General features: G+C 71.9%; 21 protein-coding genes and 1 pseudogene. 4 read left to right on the plus strand and 18 right to left on the minus strand.

Annotated elements, in window-relative coordinates; genetic code table 11:
• Positions 1-29: 29 nt before the first annotated feature.
• The 6 genes from ACNAVT_RS19910 to ACNAVT_RS19935 form a co-directional block, all read right to left on the minus strand.
• A complete protein-coding gene (locus ACNAVT_RS19910) occupies positions 30-1415 on the minus strand; it encodes an MFS transporter (RefSeq protein WP_416298341.1) in 1386 nt (461 codons plus the stop codon).
• Positions 1412-2032 carry an ArsR/SmtB family transcription factor gene (locus ACNAVT_RS19915; protein WP_416298343.1) on the minus strand — a complete coding sequence of 207 codons (621 nt, stop codon included), beginning with the start codon at positions 2030-2032 and terminating at the stop codon, positions 1412-1414. Before ACNAVT_RS19915 ends, ACNAVT_RS19910 begins: the two co-directional genes overlap by 4 nt.
• 85 nt (positions 2033-2117) lie before the next feature.
• Complete coding sequence (locus ACNAVT_RS19920; RefSeq protein ID WP_416298345.1) at positions 2118-2930, minus strand: SDR family oxidoreductase; 813 nt, start codon at positions 2928-2930, stop codon at positions 2118-2120.
• A 73-nt stretch (positions 2931-3003) separates the two neighbouring features.
• Positions 3004-4809 carry an aspartate--tRNA ligase gene (aspS, locus tag ACNAVT_RS19925; protein ID WP_416298347.1) on the minus strand — a complete coding sequence of 602 codons (1806 nt, stop codon included), beginning with the start codon at positions 4807-4809 and terminating at the stop codon, positions 3004-3006.
• 155 nt (positions 4810-4964) lie between these two features.
• Positions 4965-6020, minus strand: coding sequence for a S1 family peptidase (locus tag ACNAVT_RS19930; RefSeq protein WP_416298349.1), 1056 nt, complete (start codon positions 6018-6020; stop codon positions 4965-4967).
• Between the two features lie 244 nt (positions 6021-6264).
• A complete protein-coding gene (locus ACNAVT_RS19935) occupies positions 6265-6738 on the minus strand; it encodes a winged helix-turn-helix transcriptional regulator (RefSeq protein WP_416298350.1) in 474 nt (157 codons plus the stop codon).
• Positions 6739-6794: 56 nt separating this feature from the next.
• Between ACNAVT_RS19935 and ACNAVT_RS19940 the strand changes: the two genes are divergently transcribed.
• Complete coding sequence (locus tag ACNAVT_RS19940) at positions 6795-7304, plus strand: PaaI family thioesterase (protein ID WP_416298352.1); 510 nt, start codon at positions 6795-6797, stop codon at positions 7302-7304.
• 179 nt (positions 7305-7483) lie between these two features.
• On the opposite strand, the gene ACNAVT_RS19945 is transcribed toward ACNAVT_RS19940, so the two are convergent.
• Genes ACNAVT_RS19945 through ACNAVT_RS19955 form a run of 3 tightly spaced genes read right to left on the minus strand, consistent with a single transcriptional unit; the run spans position 7484 to position 10589 of the window.
• Positions 7484-8419, minus strand: coding sequence for an acyl-ACP desaturase (locus ACNAVT_RS19945; protein WP_416298354.1), 936 nt, complete (start codon positions 8417-8419; stop codon positions 7484-7486).
• A 51-nt stretch (positions 8420-8470) separates the two neighbouring features.
• Positions 8471-9811: a histidine--tRNA ligase gene (gene hisS, locus ACNAVT_RS19950; protein WP_416298356.1), complete on the minus strand. Its 1341-nt coding sequence runs from the start codon at positions 9809-9811 to the stop codon at positions 8471-8473.
• 58 nt (positions 9812-9869) lie between these two features.
• Entirely contained in the window at positions 9870-10589 is a 720-nt protein-coding gene (locus ACNAVT_RS19955) for an MBL fold metallo-hydrolase (protein ID WP_416298358.1), read from the minus strand.
• Between the two features lie 261 nt (positions 10590-10850).
• Between ACNAVT_RS19955 and ACNAVT_RS19960 the strand changes: the two genes are divergently transcribed.
• Together ACNAVT_RS19960 and ACNAVT_RS19965 are read left to right on the plus strand one after the other, a co-directional pair.
• The gene (locus ACNAVT_RS19960; protein WP_416298359.1) at positions 10851-11702 is read left to right on the plus strand and encodes a peptidylprolyl isomerase; all 852 of its coding nucleotides are present in this window, start codon (positions 10851-10853) and stop codon (positions 11700-11702) included.
• A gap of 68 nt (positions 11703-11770) precedes the next feature.
• Positions 11771-12613: a peptidylprolyl isomerase gene (locus ACNAVT_RS19965; protein WP_416298361.1), complete on the plus strand. Its 843-nt coding sequence runs from the start codon at positions 11771-11773 to the stop codon at positions 12611-12613.
• Between the two features lie 84 nt (positions 12614-12697).
• Here ACNAVT_RS19965 and ACNAVT_RS19970 read toward each other — a convergent pair whose 3' ends face one another.
• From ACNAVT_RS19970 to ruvC, 9 genes and pseudogenes are all read right to left on the minus strand, one after another.
• Positions 12698-15181, minus strand: coding sequence for a RelA/SpoT family protein (locus ACNAVT_RS19970; RefSeq protein ID WP_416298363.1), 2484 nt, complete (start codon positions 15179-15181; stop codon positions 12698-12700).
• 192 nt (positions 15182-15373) lie between these two features.
• Positions 15374-15940 (minus strand): adenine phosphoribosyltransferase, encoded by a 567-nt coding sequence (locus ACNAVT_RS19975; RefSeq protein ID WP_416298365.1) that lies wholly within the window; start codon positions 15938-15940, stop codon positions 15374-15376.
• A 105-nt stretch (positions 15941-16045) separates the two neighbouring features.
• Positions 16046-17233 carry a protein translocase subunit SecF gene (secF, locus tag ACNAVT_RS19980; RefSeq protein ID WP_416298366.1) on the minus strand — a complete coding sequence of 396 codons (1188 nt, stop codon included), beginning with the start codon at positions 17231-17233 and terminating at the stop codon, positions 16046-16048.
• Position 17234: 1 nt separating this feature from the next.
• Positions 17235-19205 (minus strand): protein translocase subunit SecD, encoded by a 1971-nt coding sequence (gene secD, locus ACNAVT_RS19985; protein ID WP_416298368.1) that lies wholly within the window; start codon positions 19203-19205, stop codon positions 17235-17237.
• Positions 19206-19428: 223 nt separating this feature from the next.
• Positions 19429-19776 carry a preprotein translocase subunit YajC gene (yajC, locus tag ACNAVT_RS19990; RefSeq protein WP_416298370.1) on the minus strand — a complete coding sequence of 116 codons (348 nt, stop codon included), beginning with the start codon at positions 19774-19776 and terminating at the stop codon, positions 19429-19431.
• A gap of 144 nt (positions 19777-19920) precedes the next feature.
• A complete protein-coding gene (gene ruvB / locus ACNAVT_RS19995) occupies positions 19921-20979 on the minus strand; it encodes a Holliday junction branch migration DNA helicase RuvB (RefSeq protein WP_416298372.1) in 1059 nt (352 codons plus the stop codon).
• A complete protein-coding gene (ruvA, locus tag ACNAVT_RS20000; RefSeq protein ID WP_416298392.1) occupies positions 20976-21578 on the minus strand; it encodes a Holliday junction branch migration protein RuvA in 603 nt (200 codons plus the stop codon). The genes ruvB and ruvA overlap by 4 nt, the downstream gene beginning before the upstream one ends.
• Positions 21579-21773: 195 nt before the next feature.
• Positions 21774-22679, minus strand: a pseudogene (locus ACNAVT_RS20005) (RNA-guided endonuclease InsQ/TnpB family protein); the annotation flags it as partial.
• 329 nt (positions 22680-23008) lie between these two features.
• Positions 23009-23539: a crossover junction endodeoxyribonuclease RuvC gene (gene ruvC / locus ACNAVT_RS20010; protein WP_416298373.1), complete on the minus strand. Its 531-nt coding sequence runs from the start codon at positions 23537-23539 to the stop codon at positions 23009-23011.
• A 242-nt stretch (positions 23540-23781) separates the two neighbouring features.
• On the opposite strand from ruvC, the gene ACNAVT_RS20015 reads away from it, so the two are divergent.
• A complete protein-coding gene (locus ACNAVT_RS20015; RefSeq protein ID WP_416298375.1) occupies positions 23782-24564 on the plus strand; it encodes a 3-hydroxybutyrate dehydrogenase in 783 nt (260 codons plus the stop codon).
• Positions 24565-24573: the final 9 nt, after the last annotated feature.

Consider the following 24573-nt stretch of genomic DNA (forward strand, 5'->3'; position numbering starts at 1 on the left):
AGACGCACCCCCACCGCGGAGCGCGGGCGTCAGGCGGACCGGGCCGCGCCGCTGCCCGAGGTCGCCGGGTCCGGTGCCGGGACGGGTGCGGGACCGGCGAGCGAGCCGTCCGGCCCGGTGACCCCCTCGTCCGGCACCGGCGTCAGGTGTTCCCCCGCTGCGCCGGCCTCCGCCGGCACAACGGCCCGCCCGGCGCGCCAGGCCGGCAGGTAGAGCGGCGCGGCCAGGGCGAGCACCACGGCGCCGACCAACATGGCGATGCTGACGCTGCTGCGGTCGGCCAGCGCGGTCAGGACGACCGCACCGAGCGCCCCGGCCGGCTGGCCCATCATCGAGTTCAGCGAGATCACGCTGGTCCGGTACGGCCCGTCGACCTGCCGGTGCAGCAGCCCCATGTGCAGCGGGTTCGACGCCCCGTGCACGGTGTAGCAGGCCAGGTAGGCGATGAGCACCCCGACCGGGCCGGCCAGCAGGCCCATCCCGACCACGGTCACGCCCTGGAGGATCCGCATGAGCGCGGCGGCGGGCGCGGCACCCAGCCGACGCAGCAGCAGCGGGGTGAGCGCGGCGCCGGCCGCGTTGGCAAGCCAGGCCGCCGAGCCGGCCGGACCGAGCAGCGCCGCCGCGCGGTCGGCGCCGCCGACGACCTCGGACAGGCGGACCGGCAGCAGCGACTCGAAGGTGACCATGCCGAAGCCCCAGAACAGCTCGACGGCGACCAGGGCGAGCAGCACCCGGGAGCGGCGCAGCAGGCCGATCGCCTGCCCGACCATCCGGGGCGCCTCGACCACCGAGTTGCGCAGCGCCGCGGCGCCCGTGGCCGGCCGGGTCTCCACCAGCAGCACCAGCAACGCGACCAGCGAGACGACGTGCAGGACGATGGCCACCAGCACGGGCAGGGTCAGCGCGCTGACCGGCCCGACCGGACCGAGCGCGACCAGGCCGCCGCTGAGCAGTGCGCCGGCGCCGATGGCCAGCCCGATGACGGTGCCGGCATGGCCCAGGCCGCGCTCGTACTCGGCGTCCGGGTCGGCGGCCAGGGTGGCGTCGACGTACCAGGACTCGAGCGGGCCACTGTCCAGGGCCCGGTAGACACCCTGCAACGCCCAGACCAGGAAGAAGAGCCAGAACGAGTCGGCCACCGCGAAGATGACCAGCGAGATCAGGCCGATCACCCAGGCGACGGCGAGGACCGGCTTGCGGCCGAGCGCGTCGGCGAACCCACCGGTGGGCAGCTCCAGCGCGAGGACCACCAGGCCCTGCGCGGTGGCGACCAGGCCGATCTGGGACAGCGACAGGCCGCGCTCCTGCATCAACAGGATCATCACGGGCATCATCAGGCCGCTGGGCAGCCAACGCAGGCCGTAGAGGGTGAGGTAGCGGAGCCGGACCTGGCGTACGGACAGCGTGCTCATCGCTCCTCCTCGGACGGTGGGTCGGCGAGCCGCAGGTCCGCCAGCAGCGGGAGCGAGGTGAGGAAGATCTGCACCTGCTCGGCACCGGGCTCCGTGGGGTCGGCCTCCGCGCGGTAGCGGTCGAGGATCTGCCACACCTCGGCCTGCAGCGCCTCGAGTCGGGTCGACGGGATGGTCATGAAGATGTCGCCCATGCCGAACGCGTTCCGCCAGGCTGGGGACCACTCGTGCCGGACAGCCAGCCACTTCTCGGCGTGCTCGAGGAAGTGCCGCACCTGGTTCCCCTGGATCCAGTCGATCGCGGCACGGGCGTCCGGGTCGTCGTCGAAGTCGGTGGGCTCCCAGTTGGTGACGTCGTGCGCGGCCCGCCAGAACCGCTGCCGGCCGGTGCCGAGATCCGGGTCCTCGATGACCAGGCCGACCTCGGCGAGCTGGCGCAGGTGGTAGCTGGTCGCCCCGGTGTTGGTGCCCAGCAGCTCGGCGAGGCGCGTGGCGGTGGCGGGTCCCTTCACCCGCAGCGCCCCGAGCAGTCGCGTCCGCAGCGGGTGCGCCAGGGCGCGTACCTGCTGGTGGTCGAGCCGTACCTGGCGCGGTGGCGGCTTCCTGTCGTTCCCCATGGATGCACAATATCTGTGCACACTTTCTATGCACAAGAGTTGTGCATAGAAAGTGTGCATGATTCGACGGTCGCCGCGGTGACGCTCAGGGAGCGAGGAGTTCGGTGACCCCGCGCAGCCGGGTACGGAGCAGGCCGGCGGCGCGGGAGGAGTCGAGGCGTACGTCGGTGGGGCGGTGCAGGCCGGCGGCGACGGTGGTCGTGGTCTTCAGGCCGGCCGGATCGAGGCCGAACTGCCGGGCGACCAGGATCCCCATCTCGGCGCGGCTGACCGGGTCCGGGCCGGCCACGTTGAGCGGGCCGGCGTGGTCGGACGGCACCAACTCCAACACGGCGGCGGCCAGGTCGGTCACGTCGACCGGACAGCGGGCCTCGTCGGTGAACAGGGTGGCGCGCCCGGCGAGGGCCTCGAGGCAGAGCTGGATCTGCTTGCTCCCCTCCCCCAGGATCAGCGAGGTACGCACCAGCACCGCGCCCGGGTCGATCGCCCGGACCGCGGTCTCCGCCGCCGCTTTCGCCGCCCCGTACGCGTGTATCGGGCTGGGCACGTCGTCGTCGAGATACGGGGTCGGGCGCCCACCGTGCAGGGCGTCGCTGGACAGGTGCACCAGCCGCGCCCCCACCTCGGCGGCGGCGACGGCGATGTTGGCCGCCCCGTCGGCGGTGACCGCCCAGTCGTCGTAGCGGTAGGGGGTGGCGACGACGGCGTCGGGGCGTACCTGCGTCAGCAGCGCGCGCACGGCGGCGCGGTCGGTGACGTCGAGCCGGCGCGGCTCGACGCCGGGGACGGCGACGCCGGCCGAGTGGTACGTGCCGACCACCCGCGTTCCCGCCGCGACCGCCTGCCGGCAGACCTCGGCGCCGAGGAAGCCGCTGGCACCCACCACGAGCAGTGTCATCCCGTCCCCTTCCCGTAAACGACCGGAGGCCCCCGCCATCATGACGGAGACCTCCGGGCCAGGTGGGGACGGCTCAGGTCGGGTCGGCCACCGGCGCGGCCGGGCCGGCGGTGCCGGCGTGCGGGGCGGCAGGGGCCTTCGGCTTGGCGTCGACGCCCGCCTCGGCCCGCTGCTGCGCGGTGATCGGCGTCGGCGCGCTGGTCAGCGGGTCGAAGCCGCCGCGGGTCTTCGGGAAGGCGATGACCTCGCGGATCGAGTCCGCACCGGCGAGCAGCATGCAGACCCGGTCCCAGCCGAACGCGATGCCGCCGTGCGGCGGCGCGCCGTACTTGAACGCCTCCAGCAGGAAGCCGAACTTGTCCTGCGCCTCCTCGGCCGTGATGCCGAGGAGGTCGAAGACCCGCTGCTGCACGTCGCCGCGGTGGATACGGATCGAGCCGCCGCCGATCTCGTTGCCGTTGCAGACGATGTCGTACGCGTAGGCCAGGGCCCGGTCCGGTGCCTCCTCGAACCGGTCGACCCACTCCGAGTTCGGCGAGGTGAACGGGTGGTGCACCGCCGTCCAGCCGCCCTCGTCCGTCTTCTCGAACATCGGCGCGTCGACCACCCAGCAGAACGCCCAGGCGCTCTCGTCGACCAGGTTGGCCCGCTTGGCGATCTCGATCCGGGCCGCGCCGAGCAGCTCCTGCGCCTCGCGGGTGTTGGTGCTGGCGGCGAAGAAGATGGCGTCGCCCGGCTTGGCGCCGACCGCGTCGGCCAGGCCGGCCAGGTGCGCCTCGGAGAGGTTCTTGGCCACCGGGCCACGCGCCTCACCGGTCTCCGCGTCGAGCACCACGTACGCCAGGCCCCGGGCGCCGCGCGCCTTGGCCCAGTCCTGCCAGCCGTCCAGTTCCTTGCGGCTCTGCGACGCGCCACCCGGCATCACGACCGCGCCGACGTAGCCGCCCGCGTCGATCGCGGCGGCGAACACCCGGAACTCGGTGCCGCGCAGGTAGTCGGTGAGCTCGGTCAGCTCGACGCCGTAACGCAGGTCCGGCTTGTCCGAGCCGTACCGGGACATCGCGTCGTGCCAGGTGATCCGCGGGATCGGCCGGGGGATCTCGTATCCGGCCAGGTCGGACCAGAGGGCCGAGACGATCGCCTCGCCGAGGTCGATCACGTCGTCCTCGGTGACGAAGGACATCTCGATGTCGAGCTGGGTGAACTCCGGCTGCCGGTCGGCGCGGAAGTCCTCGTCCCGGTAGCAGCGGGCGATCTGGTAGTAGCGCTCCATGCCGCCGACCATGAGCAGCTGCTTGAACAACTGCGGCGACTGCGGCAGGGCGTACCAGCTGCCCGGCTGGAGCCGGACCGGGACCAGGAAGTCGCGGGCACCCTCCGGAGTGGAGCGGGTCAGGGTGGGGGTCTCGATCTCCAGGAAGTCCCGCTCGTGCAGCACCTTCCGGGCGAGCTGGTTGGCCCGCGAGCGCAGCCGCATCGCCTTCGCCGGGCCGCTGCGGCGCAGGTCCAGGTAGCGGTACTTGAGCCGGATGTCGTCGCCGGCCTCGACCTGGTCGTCCACCGGCAGCGGCAGCGGCGCCGCCTCGGAGAGCACCGTCAGCTCGCTCGCGGTGACCTCGACCTCGCCGGTGGGCAGGTCCGGGTTCTCGTTGCCCTCGGGGCGCCGGGTCACCTCGCCGGTGACCCGCACGCAGAACTCGTTGCGCAGCGCGTGCGCGTCCTCCTCACGGAAGACCACCTGGACCACGCCCGAGCCGTCGCGCAGGTCGACGAAGATGACACCGCCGTGGTCGCGCCGGCGGGCCACCCACCCGGCGAGCGTCACCGTGGTGCCGGCGTCCGTCGCGCGCAGGCTGCCGGCGTCATGGGTACGGATCACGACTTGCGTCTCCTCATCGCTGAACGGTCTGCACCCGCATTCTGTCAGCTTGGCGGAGCGTGTCCCGCACCACCCGGCAACCTGGTGGTGATCGCCGTCGGGCCGGCACGGGAACGGGCCGCCGGTGGTCCGGCGGCCCGTTCACGCAGGTTCGGTCAGATGATGCTGACGCCGTAGACGCTCATCGGCTCGGTGACCGGCTGGAAGTAGGTGGTGCCGCCGGTGCGGCAGTTGCCGCTGCCGCCGGAGGTCAGGCCGACCGCGCTGCTGCCGCTGAACAGCGAGCCGCCGCTGTCGCCGGGCTCGGCGCAGACGTTGGTGCGGATCAGGCCGGAGACGCTGCCCTCGGCGTAGTTGACCGTGGCGTTCAGCGCCTGGACGCTGCCGCCCCACAGGCCGGTGGTGCTGCCGGAGCGCGTCACGCTCATGCCGACGTACGCGTTGGCGGCGCCGGTGACGTCCCGGTAGGTGCCGTTCCAGAGGTAGACGTTGCCGGTCGCGTTGGCGGCGTTGCTGTGCCGGACGATGCCGTAGTCGTTGCCCGGGAAGCTGGTGCCCGCCCGGGTGCCCAGGACGCTGGTCTGGCCGGAGTTCGAGTACCAGGTCGAGGCGATGTTGGTGCAGTGGCCGGCGGTCAGGAAGTAGGTGGTGCCCGAGCTGCTGCGGACGTTGAAGCCGAGCGAGCAGCGGCCACCGCCGGCGGCGTAGATCGCCTGTCCGCCGGAGATGCGGGTGCTCAGCACGCCGGCCTCGGCCTCGATCCGGACCGTCCCGCCGGTGCGGGCGGCGGCGGCCCTGACCCGCTCCAGCTTGGCGCCGGTCACGGTGCTGTCGACGGAGACCACGACCTGGTTGGTGGCCGGGTCGACCCACCAGGCGGTGCCCGGGATCTTGGCGGACCGCTCCAGCTCGGCGGTGGCCGCGTTGAGCTTGTCGGCGCCCCGGGTGACGAGCTTCGGGGTGGCGCCGGCGGCGCGGACCTGGCGCGCGGCTGCGGCGTCGGTCACCGCGACGACCATCTTGCCGCTGCGGTCGGCGTACGCGCCGGCGGCGCGATCGCCGAGCTTGGCCACCAGGGTGGCCGCGGCGTCGGGGGATGCGGGCGAGGCAGGGGCCGCCTGGGCGGGTGCGCCGAGCAGCGAGCCGGTGACCAGGGTGCCGGCCACGGCGATGGCGGCGGCCCGGCGCAGCGAGGACCTCGTGGGTCGCATGTAACAACCTCCAGGGAGGGGGGACGGGCGCCGTCATGCGGACGCGCGCCCAGGGACGACCCGGCCGACCTGGGGAAAATCGGCCGAGGCACCAAAGTATTCACATATTTAAGATCCTAAGCAAGGGATCCCTCTGCCCGAATCGACCCCGCCGTCACCGGTCACCGCGATGCGACAACGTGGACACTCCTCCCCCCGCCCGACACCCGGACGGCCGTCCGACCCGGCACGCCGGAGTCGCGCCTCAGACCCGGCGGCGCGCCCCCGGACCCGGCCGCGGCAGCACGTCACGCGATTCGGTCACCTCGTGCCCCCCGGCGCAGCGCAGCGCGACCCGGACCTCGGCGCCGCAGTCACGGTGGACGACCGCCAGCGGCGAGCCGTCCGGGTCGGCCAGGTAGCGGTCACCCCAGCCGAGCACCGCCACCAGCACCGGCCACAGGTCGAGCCCCTTGTCGGTGAGCCGGTACTCGTGCCGCACCCGGCTGCCCGGCTCCCGGTAGGGCTCCCGGCGCAGCACGCCCTGCTCGACCAGCAGGGCGAGCCGGTTGGTGAGCACCTGTCGGGGGACACCGGTACGCACCCGCATGTCGTCGAACCGGCGTATGCCGTTGAAGACCTCGCGGAGCACGACCAGGGTCCACCGCTCGCCGAGGATCTCCATGGCGCGCGCGATGGTGCAGTTCTCCACCGACCAGTCCAGTGCCGCGGGTCTCATGGCGACCAGGCTAGGTCTGATTGACAGACTCAGCAATGCGCTGCGAGGCTGAGTCCATGACACAGACGCAGGAGCGCAGCCGCACCTTCTCCTGGTCCGACCCGGCGGCCGGGGCGGCGCACATCGGCCGGCGCAGCGGCCTGGAGCTGCTGCGCGCCATGATCGCCGGGGAGCTGGCCGCGCCGCCGATCATGCACCTGATCGACATGGCCCGGATGGAGGCCGACGAGGGTCGCGTCGCCGTCGAGCTGGTGCCGCAGGAGTTCCACTACAACCCACTCGGCACGGTGCACGGCGGCGTGATCTCCACGCTGCTCGACACCGCCGCCGCCTGCGCGGTGCACACCACCCTGCCGGCCGGCGTCGGCTACACCTCGCTGGACCTGAACGTGAAGTTCCTGCGTCCGGTGACGGTCGCCAGCGGCCCGCTCCGCTGCGAGGGCACGGTGCTCCAACGCGGCCGTCGCACCGCCCTGGCCGAGGCCCGCCTGACGGACACCGGCGGCCGCCTCATCGCGCACGCGACCTCGAGCTGCCTCCTGTTCCCCCTCGACGCCCCCGCCTGACCCTGCTGGGCGCCTCCACCCGCGCCGCTCGCCCCGCACCCCGCCATGGCCACGCTTCCCGGAAAGTGTGGCCATGGCGCGCGGATCAGGCACTCTTTCCCGGAAACCGCACCCTCATCGAGGCGACGCGCGCCCAGGCGGGTGGGGGCCGGGGAACCGGGGTGGCGGGCGGGGAGAGGTCAGCGGGCGACGGTGAGGCGGGCGGCGCGGGCGGCGCGCTTCTCCTCGAAGCGGGCCGCCTGCCGTTCCAGGTCGTCGAGGTGGGCGGCGATCTGGTCGCGGGCGGCCTCGCCGTCGGAGTCCAGGCCGGCCACGTCGAAGACGTTCCACTGGCGCAGCACGGGCACGACCACCTCGTCACGGTGCTGGCGCAGGTCGTAGATGCCGGCCAGCGCGATGGCCACCGACTTGCGCGCGAAGCCCTCGATGCCGACGCCCGGCATCTGGAAGTCGGCCAGCACGTCGGCGACCGCGCGCATGGCCTGGCTCGGGGCCAGCTCGAAGGCCGCGCCGAGCAGGTTGCGGTAGAAGACCATGTGCAGGTTCTCGTCGGCCGCCACCCGGGCCAGCAGCGCCTCGCAGGTCGGGTCGCCGGTGGCCCGGCCGGTGTTGCGGTGCGAGATCCGGGTGGCCAGCTCCTGGAACGAGACGTACGCCAGCGAATGCAGCACCTCGTCGCCGTGGGTGTTGTGGTAGCCGGCCGACATGTGGGTCATCCGGGCCCGCTCCAGCGCCACCGGGTCGACCGCCCGGGTCACCGAGAGGTAGTCGCGGATCGCGGTGCCGTGCCGCCCCTCCTCGGCCGTCCACCGGTGCACCCAGGTGCCCCACGCCCCGTCCCGCCCGAAGAGGGTGGCGATCTCGTGGTGGTACGAGGGCAGGTTGTCCTCGGTGAGCAGGTTGACGATCAGCGCGGTGCGGGCCACCTCGGGCAGCGTCGAGTCCGCCTCCGACCAGGGTTCGCCGCCGAGCGGGCCGGCGAAGGTACGCCCCTCGCTCCACGGCACGTACTCGTGCGGAAACCATTCCCTGGCCAGCGACAGGTGCCGGTCGAGGTTCTTCTCGACCACGGGCTCGAGTTCGAGAAGCAGGGCGGTCTGGCTGAGCACGGTCACAAGGTTCTCCCTACGGTGGCGTAAGTTACGCTACCGTAGGTCGAATCCTCGTCAGGCGCCAGTCGACGCGGGGCCGACCAGCGGCTTCAGGTCCACCCGAGCCGGGGTCCACTCGCCGGCTGCGGCGGCCACCTGCTCGCCCGAGCGGATGTCCTTCACCTCGTCGCCCTCGGCCGCGGGGAACCAGACGTACGGGATGCCACGCCGCTCGGCGTACCGGATCTGCTTGCCGAACTTGGCCGCGCTCGGGGACACCTCGGTGGGGATGCCCCGGGAGCGCAGCGCATCGGCGATTTTGTTGCTCGCCGGCCGCTCGTCCTCGGTGGTGACCGCGACGAGCACGCAGGTCGGCACGCTACGGGAGACCGACAGCGCCTCGGTGCCGAAGAGCAGGCCGAGCAGCCGGGTCACCCCGATGGAGATGCCCACGCCGGGGAACCGGACCGTGCCGGAGCTGGCCAGGTTGTCGTACCGACCGCCCGAGCAGACCGAGCCGAACCGCTCGTAGCCGATCATCTGCGTCTCGTAGACGGTGCCGGTGTAGTAGTCCAGGCCGCGGGCGATACGCAGGTCGGCGACGCAGAGGCCGGGCGAGTGCGCGGCGGCGGTCTCCACCACCGAGACCAGCTCCGCGATGCCCTCGTCCAGCAGCGGGTCGCTCACCCCGAGGGCGCGCACCGCGTCGGCGAAAGAGGCGTCCGGCGCGGAGATCTCGGCCAGCGCCAGGCATGCCTTGGCCTGCGCCTCGCTCGCCCCGGCGGTCTCCGCCAGCAACTCGGCCACCCGGGTCGGGCCGATCTTGTCGAGCTTGTCGATCGCGCGCAGCGCCGCCTCCGGGTCGGTCAGCCCGATGCCCCGGTAGAACCCCTCGCAGATCTTGCGGTTGTTCACCTGGATCCGGACCGGCGGGATCGGCAGCGAGCGCAGCGCGTCGCCGATCACGAGCGGCATCTCGGCCTCGTAGTGGGTCGGCAGGGTGTCCCGGTCGACGATGTCGATGTCAGCCTGGAGGAACTCGCGGTAGCGCCCCTCCTGCGGCCGCTCGCCCCGCCACACCTTCTGGATCTGGTAGCGGCGGAACGGGAACTGGAGCTTGCCGGCGTTCTCCAGCACGTACCGCGCGAACGGCACGGTGAGGTCGAAGTGCAGGCCGAGCGCGTCGTCGCCGGCCGACCCACCGGGGTCAGCCTGGAGCCGGCGCAGCACGTAGACCTCCTTCGAGGTCTCCCCCTTTCGCAGGAGCTGGTCCAGCGGCTCCACCGAACGGGTCTCCAGGGGGGCGAAGCCGTACAGCTCGAAGGTGGCGCGGATCCGGTCGAGGACGAACTGCTCGATCATCCGCTGGGCGGGCGTCCATTCAGGGAAGCCGGAGATGGGCGTGGGCTTGCTCATGGCGTACTCCTTGGATGCCGCGCGGAGGGCGCGGTGCGGGCGTGGGCCGCGGCCGGGACTACAGGCCGCGGGTGGGTGCGGCCGGGCGCGCGTCGCCGGTCCCCGCCACCTCGATGAGGTACGGGTTGGTCGCGCGCTCGCGGCCGATGGTGGTCGTGGGGCCGTGGCCGGGCAGGACGACGGTGTCGTCGGCCAGCGGGAGGACCTTCTCCCGGAGACTGGCGAGCATGCGGGGCATGCTGCCGCCCGGCAGGTCGGTGCGGCCGATCGAGCCGGCGAAGAGCACGTCACCGGAGAGACAGATCTGCTCGGCCTCCCAGGGCGAGCCGGCGCCGGGCATCCGGAACAGCACCGACCCGCCGGTATGGCCGGGCGCGTGGTCGACGGTGATCTCCAACCCGGCGAGACGGAGCGTGGCGCCGTCGGTCAGCTCGGCCACGTCGTCCGGCTCGGCGTACGGCAGCCGGCCGCCGAAGAGCTGGGTGAGGTCCATGGAGAGCGCCTTGGCCGGGTCGGCCAGCAGTTCCCGATCGTCCGGGTGCACGTACGCGGTGATGCCCCAGGCGCCGCAGACCGGCGCCACCGAGAAGGTGTGGTCGAGGTGGCCGTGGGTGAGCAGCACGGCGGCCGGGTGCAGTCGGTGCTCGGCGAGCACGGCGTCGAGCCGGTCCAGCACCCCGATGCCGGGGTCGACCACCACGCACTGCTCCCCCGGCGCGGTCGCCACCACGTAGCAGTTGGTGCCGAAGGCGTCCGCGGGAAAGCCGGCCACGAGCACGTCCGCTCCCCTTCCGTCGAGTCGTCGTCCCCCGTCAGCAGCCTAGTCGCCCGGGCCATCGGGTTTCGCCGGCCCACGGGTCCCACGGGCCTCGCGGGGCACAGCGGGAACGCCCGAAAAATCTTGAGCCGAACCTCGTACACCACTTTTCCAGCCGGTGGCCGTACACTCTGGCGGGCGTGTGGCGTGGCGCACCTGCGCACGACGGGGCGGACAGGGCCCAGCGCCGGCGAGGACCAGGGTAGAGGAAGGGGAGCACTGGTGGCTTCCAGCAGGGACCGGCAGCGCAAACTGGCGCGGGCCAAGCTCGACCGGCAGCTCGCCCGGCGGGCCGCCGCCGCGAAGCGGCGCCGGCAGATCCAGGCCGGGATCGGCGCCCTCGTGGTGCTGGCGCTGATCGGGTTCGGTTCGGCGTGGGCGCTCGGCGCGTTCGACTCGAAGCCGGAGCCGAAGGCCGCCGAGGACATCTGCAGCTGGACCCCGCAGGACGCCAGCGCCAACAGCAACCTCAAGGACGTCGGCACGCCGAAGACCACCGAGCTGCCGACCTCCGGCACCCGGACGATGACGGTCAACACCGACCAGGGCGGCCCGATCACCGCCGAGCTGGATCTCGCCTCGGCGCCCTGCGCGGGGGCGAGCATGTCGTACCTGGCCGGCAAGTCGTTCTACGACAACACCAAGTGCCACGAGATCACCGCCGAGGGCGCGCTGCGCTGCGGCGACCCGAGCGGCACCGGCATCGGCGGCCCCGCCTACTCGTTCTACAACGAGAACGTCCCCACGGCGCCGGAGCCCAGCCCGTCCGCCTCGCCGGCGCCGGCGCAGCCCCCGGCGTACCCCAAGGGCACCGTGGCCATGATCGCCAACCCGCCGGGCGCCAACGGCAGCCAGTTCCTGATCTTCTTCAAGGACTTCAACCCGGACACGCCGGCCTACCCGATCATCGGCAAGGTCACCGGCGGCCTCGACGTGGTGGAGAAGATCGGTGCCCTCGAGACCGTGGACAATGGGAGCGGGGCCAAGGTCAAGCCGAAGACGGACGTGGTGATCCAGAGCCTCACCGTCGGCGAGCCGAACGCCGCGCCGGCGGCGAGCACCAGCGCCAGCTGACCCCGGCCGCCCCACCCCTGACAGCAGCGGGCAACGTCCGCGCCCGAGAAACACCGTAAGGAGTGACCGTGACGTCCACGAGAGAGCGGCAGCGCGCGGCGGCGCGGGCCCGACTCGAGCGGGAGATGAGCGAGCGCGCCACCAAGGCCCGCAAGCGCCGGCAGACGCAGGCCATCGTCGGCGCCGCGGCCGTGCTGGTGCTCGTGGTCGCCGGCACCGTGTGGCTGGCCACCTCGCTCGGTGGTGACGACGACAAGCAGCAGAACACCGCCGGCACCGCGGGCTACTCGCAGTGCGTCTACAACGAGGTCCCCACCGAGGGGCGCCCCAAGCAGATCAAGGACGTCGGGCTGCCCCCGAACCAGCAGGACAACAAGGGCACCCAGACGATGACGATCGACACCAACCTGGGCCCGATCACCGCGAAGATCGACCGCGCCAAGGTGCCCTGCACCGCGGGCAGCTTCACCCACCTGGCCAGCAAGGGCTTCTTCGACAACACCAAGTGCCACCGCCTGGTCACCCAGGGGATCCAGGTGCTCCAGTGCGGCGACCCGAGCGCGACCGGCAAGGGCTGGCGGGACACCGACGGCACCGGCGGCCCGAGCTACAACCTGGCCGAGGAGAACCTGCCGACCGACAAGCGCCCGCCGTACCCGGACGGCATCATCGCGATGGCCAACTCCGGCCAGCCGAGCAGCACCGGCAGCCAGTTCTTCATCGTGTACGGCGACTCCCAGCTCGACCCGAACTACACCGTGCTGGGCACGGTCACCGGGGGCATGGACCTGGTGAAGCAGGTCGCGGCGGCCGGTGACGACGGCGCGTACGCCGCGCAGGCCGGCGGCGGTCACCCGAAGAAGGAGATCGTCATCAACAAGCTGGCGATGAGCGACATCCAGGGCGGCTGACCCCGTACGACGCACAGGAAAGCGCCCGCCGGCTGAGCCGGCGGGCGCTTTTCCGTTGTCGGTGCCGCTTCGTCCGTCGGTGCCTCAGGCCCCCGAGGTGACCCGGTAGGCGTCGAAGACGCCGTCGACCTTGCGGACGGCGGCCAGCAGGTGCCCCAGGTGCTTCGGGTCGGCCATCTCGAAGCTGAACCGGCTCACCGCCACCCGGTCCCGGGTGGTGGTGACGGTGGCGGAGAGGATGTTGACCCGCTCGTCGGAGAGCACCCGGGTGACGTCGGTCAGCAACTTGTGCCGGTCGAGGGCCTCCACCTGGATGGCGACCAGGAAGGTGGACGCGGAGGTGAGCTTCCAGCTCACCTCGACCACCCGCTCGCTCTGCGCCTTGAGGTCCTCGGCGTTGGCGCAGTCGTCCCGGTGCACGCTCACCCCGCCGGAGCGGGTGACGAAGCCGAAGACGGCGTCCGGCGGCACCGGAGTGCAGCAGCGGGCCAGCTTGATCCAGACGTCGCTGACGCCCCGCACGACCACACCCGGGTCATGGCTGCTGGCCCGGCTGCGCGGCGGCCGGGTGGCGACGGCGGTCTCGGCGATGTCCTCCGCCGCGCCCTCCTCGCCGCCGTACGCGGCCATCAGCTTCTGCACCACCGACTGCGCGGAGACCTGGCTGTCGCCGACGGCCGCGTAGAGCGAGGCGACGTCCGCGAGGTGCAGGTCCCGGGCGATCGCCATCAGCGCGTCGGAGGTGAGCATCCGCTGCAGGGGCATGCCCTGCTTGCGCATCGCCTTGACGATCGAGTCCTTGCCGGCCTCGATCGCCTCCTCGCGCCGTTCCTTGTTGAAGTACTGGCGGATCTTGGTGCGGGCGCGCGGGCTCTTGACGAAACCCAGCCAGTCCTGGGTCGGGCCGGCGGTGTCGGACTTCGACGTGAAGATCTCGATCACGTCGCCGTTGGACAGCGTCGACTCCAGCGGCACCAGCTTGCCGTTGACCCGGGCACCGATGCACTTGTGCCCGACCTCGGTGTGCACCGCGTACGCGAAGTCCACCGGCGTCGACCCGGTCGGCAGCGGGATGACGTCACCCTTCGGGGTGAAGACGTACACCTCCTGGCTGGACAGGTCGAACCGCAGCGCGTCGAGGAACTCGCTCGGGTCGGCCGCCTCCCGCTGCCAGTCCAGCAGCTGCCGCAGCCAGGTCATCTCGTCGATGTGCGCCGGCGGACCGACGATCTGGGCGCCCTTGTGCTCCTTGTACTTCCAGTGCGCGGCGATGCCGAACTCGGCGGTGCGGTGCATCGCGTACGTGCGGATCTGCATCTCCACCGGCTTGCCGGTGGGCCCGATGACCGTCGTGTGCAACGACTGGTACATGTTGAACTTGGGCATGGCGATGTAGTCCTTGAACCGGCCCGGCACCGGCTGCCAGTTGGCGTGGATCACGCCCAGCGCCGCGTAGCAGTCCCGCACCGTGTCGACCAGGATCCGCACCCCGACCAGGTCGTAGATGTCGTTGAAGTCGCGGCCCCGCACGATCATCTTCTGGTAGATCGAGTAGAGGTGCTTCGGCCGCCCGGTGACCTCCGCCTTGATCTTGGCGGCCTTCAGGTCGGTGCCCACCTTCTGGGTGACCTGGCGCAGCAGCGCCTCCCGCTGCGGCTGGTGCTCCCCGATCAGGCGGTTGATCTCCTCGAACCTCTTCGGGAAGAGGGTGCCGAAGGCGAGATCCTCCAGCTCCCACTTGATGGTGTTCATACCCAGGCGGTGCGCCAGCGGAGCCAGGATCTCCAGCGTCTCCTTGGCCTTCTGCTCCTGCTTGGGGCGGGGCAGGAAGGTGAGGGTACGCATGTTGTGCAGCCGGTCCGCGAGCTTGATCACCAGGACCCGCGGGTCCTTGGCCATGGCGACCACCATCTTGCGGATGGTCTCGGCCTTGGCCGCGTCACCGAGCTTGACCTTGTCGAGCTTGGTGACGCCGTCGACCAGCAGGGCCACCTCGCCGCCGAAGTCGGCGCGCATCTGGTCGAGGGTGTACTCGGTGTCCTCGATCGTGTCGTGCAGCAGCGCCGCGACCAGGGTGGTGGTGTCCATCCCGAGGTTGGCCAGGATGGTCGCCACCGCGAGCGGGTGGGTGATGTACGGGTCGCCGGACTTGCGGTACTGACCCGAGTGCCAGCGGGCGGCGGTGTCGAACGCGCGCTGCAGCAGTCGGGCGTCGGCCTTGGGGTGGTTCTCCCGGTGGGTGGCGATCAGCGGCTCCAGCACCTCGCTGACCTGCGAGGTCTGCCACGGCGCGTTGAACCGGGCCAGCCGGGCGCGCACCCGCCGCCCGGTCGGGGCGTTGGAGAGGGCGAAACCACCGCCGACGGAGGACTCACCAGCGCCGTCGGCCCGCAGCGGCACCACGACCGCCCCGCCGGACGACGCGCCGCCGTCCGTCCTGGCGTCGGGTCCGCCGCCGGGGCCGGCCACCCGGGTCGGCGAGTTGCCGTTCTGCCCGGTCACCGCGCCGTCCGCGTCGCCTGTCGGGTGCACCGTGCCCTCCACCGGAGGGACGACATCGTGGGACACCGGCCTCCTCACCGCTCGCCGGGATGCGTCGGCCGGCCGGCCGACGTTCTGTTCAACCGGCCCGGGGGCCGGCCTTGTTCCGCGCCGACCCGCCACCCGTCCGGTCGGCAAAGGGCAATGCTACCCGTACGCAGGGTGCGCCGCCCCTCCGCCGGACGGACCTCGTCGAGCCGATCCGACCAGCCCCGGGAATCAAACGGTCAGCAGGGCATGGACCGGACGCGGGGCGAGTCGCTCCCGCCCCTTGAGGAAACCCAGCTCGAGCAGAACGGTGAAGCCGGCCACCGTGCCGCCGGCCCGCTCCACCAGGTCGAGGGTGGCCTCGGCGGTGCCGCCGGTGGCGAGCACGTCGTCCACCACCAGGATCCGGTGGCCGGCGGTGAACGCGTCCTGGTGCACCTCCAGCGTCGCCTCGCCGTACTCCAGCGCGTAGGAGGCGGTGTGCGTGGCGCGGGGCAGCTTGCCGGCCTTGCGCACCGGAACGACACCCACCCCGGTGGCGTACGCGATGGCCGCGGCGAGCACGAAGCCCCGTGCCTCGATGCCGGCAACCGCGTCGAACGTGTCCCGCCCGTGGTACGCGACGATCCCGTCGATCACTTCGCGGAAGACGTCACCGTCGGCGAAGAGCGGCATCAGGTCCTTGAACATGACCCCGGGCTTGGGGAAGTCCGGCACGTCCAGCACCCGACTGGCGACCAGTTGGGCGACTTCCGGGCCGCTGTCTCCCCGTACCCCGGTGGTGTGGGTCTCCGTCACGGTACGTCCCATGTCCCTTCGAAACGACGACGGCGTCCGTCATGCTGCTCGCACAGCATGACGGACGCCGTCCGGTCGATTCCTACCGGGTGCGCTCCGCGCCTGTCAGCGGCGCTTGGCGCCACCCGGCCGGTTGCCGCCGCCACCGGGGCGACCGCCGCGGGCACCCGTGGGGCGCTTGCCGACTGGTCGGGCACCCACCTTCGGCGCGGCGCCGGCGAGGGCCGCCGCCTCCGGGTCGATGGGGTCGTCGTCGGTCGTCGCGGGCCGCGGCGCGCCCTTCGGGGTGACCTCGCCCCGGGCGATGGCACCCCGGCGGGCCAGCACCCGCTTGTTGTGCGCGCTGATCCGCGGGTCCTGGTTCTTCAGCAGCACCAGCAGCGGGGTGGCCAGCAGGATCGAGGTCAGGAACGCCATCGCCATACCGACGAAGAGCACCAGACCCAGGTCCTTCAGGGTGCCGGCACCGAGCAGGCCGGCACCGATGAAGAGCAGACCGCCGACCGGGAGCAGGGCGACCACCGAGGTGTTCAGCGACCGCATGAGGCTCTGGTTCAGCGCCAGGTTGGCCGCCTCGCCGTAGGTCTGGTGGTTGTTCGCGGTGATGCCGCGGGTGTTCTCCTGGACCTTGTCGAAGACCACCACCACGTCGTAGAGCGCGAAGCCCAGGATGGTGAGGAAGCCGATGATCGTCGACGGGGTGACCTCGAAGCCGACCAGCGAGTAGATGCCGGCGGTGAGGACCAGGTTCATGCCCAGCGAGGCGATCGCCGCGGCCGCCATCCGCCACTCGAAGCGCAGGATCAGGTAGATCGCCACCACCGCGATGAAGATCACCAGACCGAGCATCGCCCGGGAGGTCACCTGGCTGCCCCACGCCTCCGAGACCTGGCTGCCGCTGATCTGGTCCGGCTGGATGCCGAACGACTTCGCCATCTCGGTCTTGACCGCGCTGGCCTGATCCGCGCTGAGCTGCGGAGTCCGCAGCTCGTAGTACTGGCCGCTGGTGCTGCCGACCTGCTGCGCGGTGACAACCTCGGCGCCGCCGCCCTCGGCGAGCAGGGCAGCGTTGACCTTGTCCTCGGCCTGGGCCAGGGTGCCGACGCTGGCCGGCACCTGGAACGAGTTGCCACCGGCGAACTCGATGCCGAGTTTGAAGCCCTGGATCGCGAAGCTGAGCACGGCGATCAGCACCAGCGCACCGGCGACGGCGAACCACAGCTTGCGCCGGCCGACGATGTTGAGATCGGCCTCGCCCCGGTAGAGCCGGGACGCCAGACCAGTCTTAGCCATCTCAGGCCTCCTTGACGCGCGGGTTGCGAGCGGTGGCCTGCTCGGCCGATCGGGCCGGCAGGGCCCGGCCGAGGCCGCTGACCCGCGGGGACAGGAACGCCCGGGTCCGGGCGAACATCGTCATGATCGGGTGACGGAAGAGGAAGACGACGAGCAGGTCGAGGACGGTCGCCAGGCCGAGCGCGAAGGCGAAGCCCTTCACCGCGCCGACCGAGACGATGTAGAGCACCACGGCGGACATCAGGGTGATCGCGTTCGCCGAGATGATCGTCCGACGGGCCCGGATCCACGCCCGCGGCACCGCGCTGCGTGGGCTGCGCCCCTCCCGGATCTCGTCCTTGAGCCGCTCGAAGTAGATGACGAACGAGTCCGCCGCCACACCGAGCGAGACGATCATGCCGGCGATGCCGGCGAGGGTGAGGGTGAACCCGATCGACCGGCCGAGCACCACCAGCGCGCCGAAGACCAGAGCCGCCGAGAGCACCAGGCTCAGGAAGATGACCGAGCCGAGCAGCCGGTAGTAGAAGAACGAGTAGATGATGACCAGCAGCATGCCGATGCCGGCCGCGAGCAGACCCGCCTTGAGGTGGCTGTCGCCCAGGGTCGCGGTGACGTTCTGCGCCTCCGCCTGGTTGAAGGTCACCGGCAGGGCGCCGTAGCGCAGCTGGCTGGCCAGCTGGTTGGCGGACTTGCTGTCGAAGTTGCCGGTGATCTGAGAGTCACCGGTCAGCACGCCCTGGATCTCCGGGGACGAGATGATCTCGTTGTCCAGCACCACGGCGACCCGGCACTTGCCGCCCTGACCGAGCGCGGTCTGGTCGCAGGCCTGGCCCTCGTTGGTGAACGACTCGCGGGTCAGCGCCGTCCACTTCTCCTGGCCCTTGCCGGTGAAGTTCAGGCTCACCACCCAGGCGCTGGCCTGGTCGAGCTGGGCGGACGCGTTCTTGACGTCGGTGCCGACCACCTTCGCCTGGTCCAGCAGGTACTTGGCGCCGGACTCGCAGGCGACCGCCTGCTGCTTCTCGTCCTTGATCGACGCCGGCGGCCGCGTGTCGAGCTGGGCGCAGGTGATGGTCGGGACGTTGAACTGCATGTCGACCGGCAGCACCGCGATCTCCTGCGGGGAGAGGGCGCCGAACGGCTTGAGCTTCTCGGCCAGCGCCGGGTCGGCGGTGAGGTCGGCCGGGGCCTTCAGGCCGGTTGCGGCGCCCCAGGCGTCCGCGCCGACCTTCTGCTGGACGGCCGCGCGCTGCTGCTCGATGCTCTGCGGCACCGGCTCGGCACTCGCGCTCGTGGTCGGCTCGGCGGCGCTCGGCGTGGCCGACGGCGTCGGCGCGGCGGCGCTGGCGCTGGCGCTGGCGCTGGCGCTGGCGCTGGGGGCCGGAGCCATGCCGCCCTGCCCTCCGGCGCTCGGCGACGAGCTGGCCTTGGCAGCGGCACTGGCCGTCGCCTTCGGCGTCGCGCTGCCGGACGGCTTCGGCGTCGCGCTGCCGGACGGGGCCGGCGAGGCGCTGCCCGACGGGTCGGGGGTGGCGCTGGCGCTCGGGGCCGGGGCGACGGTGGCACCGCTGCCGTCGGTGGCCTTGAGAACCTTGCGGAAGCGCAGCTCGGCGGCGCTGCCGACATCGGTGAGGTCCCGGTTCGTGCCCGGCAGGGAGACGACGATGTTCCGGTTGCCCTCGGTGACCACCTCGGCCTCGGCCACGCCGTAGGCGTTGACCCGGTTCTCGATGATCTGGCGCGCCTCCTCGAGGTTGGCGGCCGTCGGGGGCTTGCCGTCCACGGTGTTGGTGGCCTCCAGCGTCAGCCGGGTGCCGCCGACCAGGTCCAGGCCGAGCCGGGGCTCCAGCCGGTCCTTCCAGCCACCGCTGGCACCGCCCGAGAAGAACACCAAAAGATAGAGGACGACGAAGATGAGCCCGAGCACGGCGAGTTGCCGTCCGGGGCGCATCTGTCCCTGAGGTGGTGCCACGGCTGTCCTGTCTCCCTGTACGGTCGCGCCGCTGGGCAGCGGCGACGGGTGTCGGGCCGGGGGTGTCCGCCCGACGGCTCCTGCGGACCGGCGCCGGCCGACACGCCCTCCCCGAGCGCGACGCGAACGGCGTCGGGCGGGGATTCCACGCGTGTCGGCACGGGCGCCGACCCAACTATCCACTTGTGCGGGGTGAATCCGCTGCCCCGTCAGGGGCGGGCGGTCACTCCTTGACGGGCTCCGCGTCCTCGGGGACCGTCTCGACGGCTTCGGGCCGCTCGGCCTTGTTGACCACCCGGGCGATCGCCGGCCGCGCGTACTTGGTCTGCACGCCCGGGGCAACCTCCAGCAGAACGGTCTCGTCGTCCACGCCGGTGACCGTGCCGTAGAGCCCGCCGATGGTGACGACCTCGTCACCCGCGCCGATCGCGGACTGCATCTGCTCGGCCTCGCGGCGCCGCTTCTGCTGGGGGCGGATCATCATGAAATACATGACGCCGAAGAGCAGAGCGATCATGAGGATCGGCGTCAGACCGCCGGCTCCCCCACCACTCCCTGCTGCGTAAAGCACGGTTGTTGACCTTCCCATTGGCAATCCGACCGGCGCGGGGCACCGGAGCGGAGGCGGATTCTCACGTCCTGTACAAACCGCGGCGAAGTCTAATCCCTAGGCCTGGGAAGACCGAATGCGACCCAGATCACGTTCGGATCACGGCTATTCGGGCTGCGCGGAGAACAGATCCGGCGCCGAAGGGGCATCGGTGCCAAATGTACCATTCGGCGGCGTACGCCCCAAGTGATGCCAGGCAGGCGCGGTGGCCACCCGACCCCGGGGCGTACGCGCCAGCAGCCCGGCCCGCACCAGGAAGGGCTCGCAGACCTCCTCGACCGTGTCCGGCTGCTCCCCCACCGCCACGGCAAGCGTGGAGAGGCCGACCGGACCGCCCCGGAACGAGTCGACCAGCGCGGTGAGCACCGCCCGGTCCAGCCGGTCCAGCCCGAGCGCGTCGACGTCGTACACGGTGAGGGCGGCCCGGGCGGTCTCCACGGTGACCACCCCGTCGGCCCGGACCTCGGCGAAGTCCCGGACCCGGCGCAGCAGCCGGTTGGCGATCCGCGGGGTGCCCCGGGACCGGCCGGCGACCTCGGCCGCGCCCTCGTCGGTGATCGGCACCCCGAGGATCCGGGCCGAACGGCGCAGCAGCACCTCCAGCTCGGCCGGGGCGTAGAAGTCGAGGTGGGCGACGAAGCCGAACCGGTCCCGCATCGGCCCGGTGAGCAGCCCCGAGCGGGTCGTCGCGCCGACCAGCGTGAACGGCTCGACGTCGAGCGGAATGGCGGTCGCACCGGGCCCCTTGCCGACCACCACGTCGACCCGGAAGTCCTCCATCGCGCTGTAGAGCAGCTCCTCGGCCGGCCGGGCGATCCGGTGGATCTCGTCGATGAACAGCACGTCGCCCTCGGCGAGGCTGGTCAGGATGGCGGCCAGGTCACCGGACCGCTCGATCGCCGGGCCGCTGGTCACCCGGATCCCCGAACCCAGCTCGGCCGCCACGATGTTGGCCAGGCTGGTCTTGCCCAGGCCCGGCGGGCCCGACAGCAGGATGTGGTCGGGCGGGGAGCCGCGCCGCATCGCCCCTTGGAGCAGCAGGTCGAGCTGGTCCCGCACGCGATCCTGGGCGATGAAGTCGGCGAGCCGCTTCGGCCGGACGCTGGCCTCCGCGTCCAGTTCCGCGTCGTTGACGTACGCCGAGACCAGGTTCTCCCCCGTCATCGGTTCCGGCCCAGGAGGCGGATGGCCTGCTTGAGCAGCACCGGCACCGGCGGAGTCGCCCCGTCGACGGTCTCGGCGACCGCGGCGACCGCCTGCTCGGCCTGGGCGCCCGTCCAGCCGAGCCCGACCAGGGCCTGGCGCACCTGCTCGGGCCAGGCGCCCGCGGTGACCCCGGCGGCGCCGTCCGGCCCGACCGGCACCGGGCCGATCCGGTCGCGCAGTTCGAGGACGAGCCGCTCGGCGCCCTTCTTGCCGATGCCGGGCACCCGGGTCAGCGCGGCGGTGTCGGCGTTGGCGATGGCCTTGCGCACCGCGTCCGGGGTGTGCACGGCGAGCACCGCCTGGGCCAGCCGGGGGCCTACCCCGCTGGCGGTCTGGAGCAGCTCGAACAGCTGCTTGGCGTCGTCGTCGGTGAAGCCGTAGAGGGTGAGCGAGTCCTCCCGGACGACCAGGCTGGTGGCGAGCCGGGCCGGCTGGCCGACCCGCAGCTCGGCGAGGGTGCTGGGAGCGCACTGCACCGCCAGGCCGATGCCGCCCACCTCCACCACCGCGTGGTCCGGACCGGTCGCGGTCACAGTGCCGCGCACGCTGGCGATCATCGCGCTCCTGCTTCCTACTGGTTGCTCGTTGTTGAGCGGTTCGGATGTTTCGCTCTCCGTCCGGTGGTTGGCCGGGCTGGAGTCCTGGACCGGCAGTCTGGTCCGGTGGCGATCGGTCCGGTCCTGCAGGATCTGCTTCACCTTCTGCTGGGGGGTGTGCAGGGCGATGTCGGGGTTGCCTGCCCTGTGCAGGATGTTGATCGCGGCGTTCACATCGGCCTGCCACACCACCCCGCACATAGTGCAGTGAAACCGGTCCCCACTGCGTCGGCCGAAGTGGCCGCAGCGGTGACAGGTTTGTGAGGTGTAGGCGGCGTTGACGGGAACGAGCGCAGAACCTCTGCGCTCCGACACGCTTGTGAGCGCCTCGGCGGTGACGCCTTTGGTCCACGCGGCGAGACGCCGGTTGATGTTCTTGCCAAGCTTCTTTCGGGCGGTGAAGCGTTTGGTGAGGTCTTCGGCGATCACGGTGGCGGCCTTGTCCACGACCTCGTGCACCGCGGTGAAGATCTCCGTGCGCACCCGCGCCCGGTGCCGGGCCGCATGTCGATCCCGTTTCACGGTGCCGAGGTTGTTGACCTTGATCCGGTGCGCCTTCGCGTGATCCCCACGTGCGGCGGCGGTGTTGGCTATCGAGCGCAGCTTCGCCCGACGCCGGTTGCGTTCTTTCAGCCGGTCTGACTCGGCGGTCAGCAGCTCGCCGAGGTGAGTGCCGTGGGGCTGGCCGTCGGAGTCGGTGAGTGCTTCGCTGTAGCCCTTGTCCACACCGACCGTCGCCTCGCCGCAGGGCCGCTGCGGCGAGCGCATCTCCGCCGCGTCGATCTGGTAATGCACCTCGACCCGGCCGCCGCGCAGGATCAACCGCACCGTGCCGGTTGGGGCCACGGTCGTGGACAGCGGGATCCGGACCATCCGGCGGGGCCCGAGGCCGGGAACGGACAGCCACAACCGGCCCCGCCCGTCGAGCACGGTGTTGTGTTGGTCGGCGCGCACGATGATCTGATCGTGCGTGTGGTTGCGGCCGCGTTTCCAGTGCTGGCGCATCTGTCGCGCCAGGAACGGGTCGGCAGTCCACCTGTCGGTCTTCAGCGCGGTGAACATCCACTTCAGCTCGGCCGGCTCGTTCGTGCGCCGGGCGACGGCCCGCCGTACCTGCACCTTGGCGGCCTCCCGGTTCTCGGCGATGTCGCCGATCGCGTCGCGGACGGTTTCCTTCCACGCGTTCGCCAACACACCGAACCGCACGTGCGTGCCGTCCGCCAGCCACCGGTCCCGCACCTGCCTGTCCCGCAACCCGGACCCGACTCCGTGGATCGACCCGTACCGCTGCCACACTTCACTACGCACCCGGCCCAACCGTCGGGCCTGCTCCACCAGGGCGGCGTACTTACCCGGATTCAGACCCGACGAGTATGCGATCCGGGTGACCTTCACCAGTCGCTCCTTCCTCGTCGGGCCCGCTCGGCCGCGGCGGCCAGTTTCGACCGGGTGCCGCCCCGCCAGATGTGGCAGATGGCCAGGGCCAGGGCGTCGGCGGCGTCGGCGGGCCGGGGCGGCTCGGGCAGCCGCAGCAGTCGGGTGACCATCATGGTCATCTGCGCCTTGTCGGCCTGACCGGACCCGGTCACCGCCGCCTTGACCTCACTCGGGGTGTAGGTCTGCACCGGCAGGCCGGCCCGCGCCCCGGCCAGCACGGCGATCCCGCTGGCCTGGGCGGTGCCCATCACCGTGCGGACGTTGTGCTGGCTGAACACCCGCTCCACGGCCACCGCGTCCGGTCGGTGCTCGGCGACCAGGTCGGTGAGCGAGCGGTCCAGGTGCAGCAGGCGCAGCGGCAGCTCGTCGGCCGGGTCGGTGTAGACGACGTAGTAGGCGACCAGGGTGCAGGGCCGCCCCGGCACGCCCTCGACCACGCCGACCCCGCACCGGGTCAGCCCCGGGTCGACGCCGAGCACCCGCACGCCGCCTCCTCCCCGAGCCCACCAGCAGTACGTGTGTTCGACACACTACTGGTGCCGCCGGGCGGCGGCCGGCCGGGACACGCCCGCGGGTGGCGGGAGCCCACGACAGGTCCGCCGGACCGCTGGGCGCCGGCGCCCCGCCCGGGCGCCGGGCACGCCCCCGGGGCCCACACAGAGCTGCCACCGAGTATGTGTCGCCGCCCCATGTGCCGCCGGCCACAAGGCTCGTAACTTTTTGCGCCATGACGGCAGAACCCGTGGCGGTCCCCCACGTCGTACGCGTCGACCTGTCCGGTCGTAGCGCCCTGGTGACCGGTGGTGGCAGCGGCATCGGACGGGCCTGCGCCCTGCGCCTGGCGGCGGCCGGCGCGGCGGTGCTGGTGGTCGACCGCAACGTGGAGGCGGCCAAGGCGGTGGCCGCCGAGGCGGGCGGGCGTGCCGAGGGCATCGACCTGGCTGACGGGGCCGCGGTGGACCGGCTGGACGCGGGCGTGGACATCGTGGTGAACAACGCCGGCCTGCAGCACGTCGCGCCGGTGCAGGAGTTCCCCGTCGAACGCTTCGAGTACATCCACCGGGTGATGGTGGAGGCGCCGTTCCTGCTGATCCGGCGGGCCCTGCCGCACATGTACGCGCAGGGCTGGGGCCGGATCGTCAACATCTCCTCGGTGCACGGGCTGCGCGCCTCGCCGTACAAGGCGGCCTACGTGTCGGCCAAGCACGCCCTGGAGGGGCTGTCGAAGGTGGTGGCGCTGGAGGGTGCCGCGCACGGGGTGACCGCGAACTGCATCAACCCGGCGTACGTGCGGACCGCGCTGGTGGAGAGCCAGATCGCCGACCAGGCCGCCACGCACGGCATCGGCGAGGACGAGGTGGTCGAGAAGATCATGCTGGCCCGGGCGGCGATCAAGCGGCTGATCGAGCCGGAGGAGGTGGCGGAGCTGGTGGCGTACCTCTGCTCGCCGCCGGCCGCGTTCATCACCGGCGCCTCGATCGCCCTCGACGGGGGCTGGACGGCCAACTAATGGGCGCGC

The organism is Micromonospora sp. SL4-19 (assembly GCF_047921475.1).
Taxonomy (GTDB): Bacteria; Actinomycetota; Actinomycetes; order Mycobacteriales; family Micromonosporaceae; genus Micromonospora.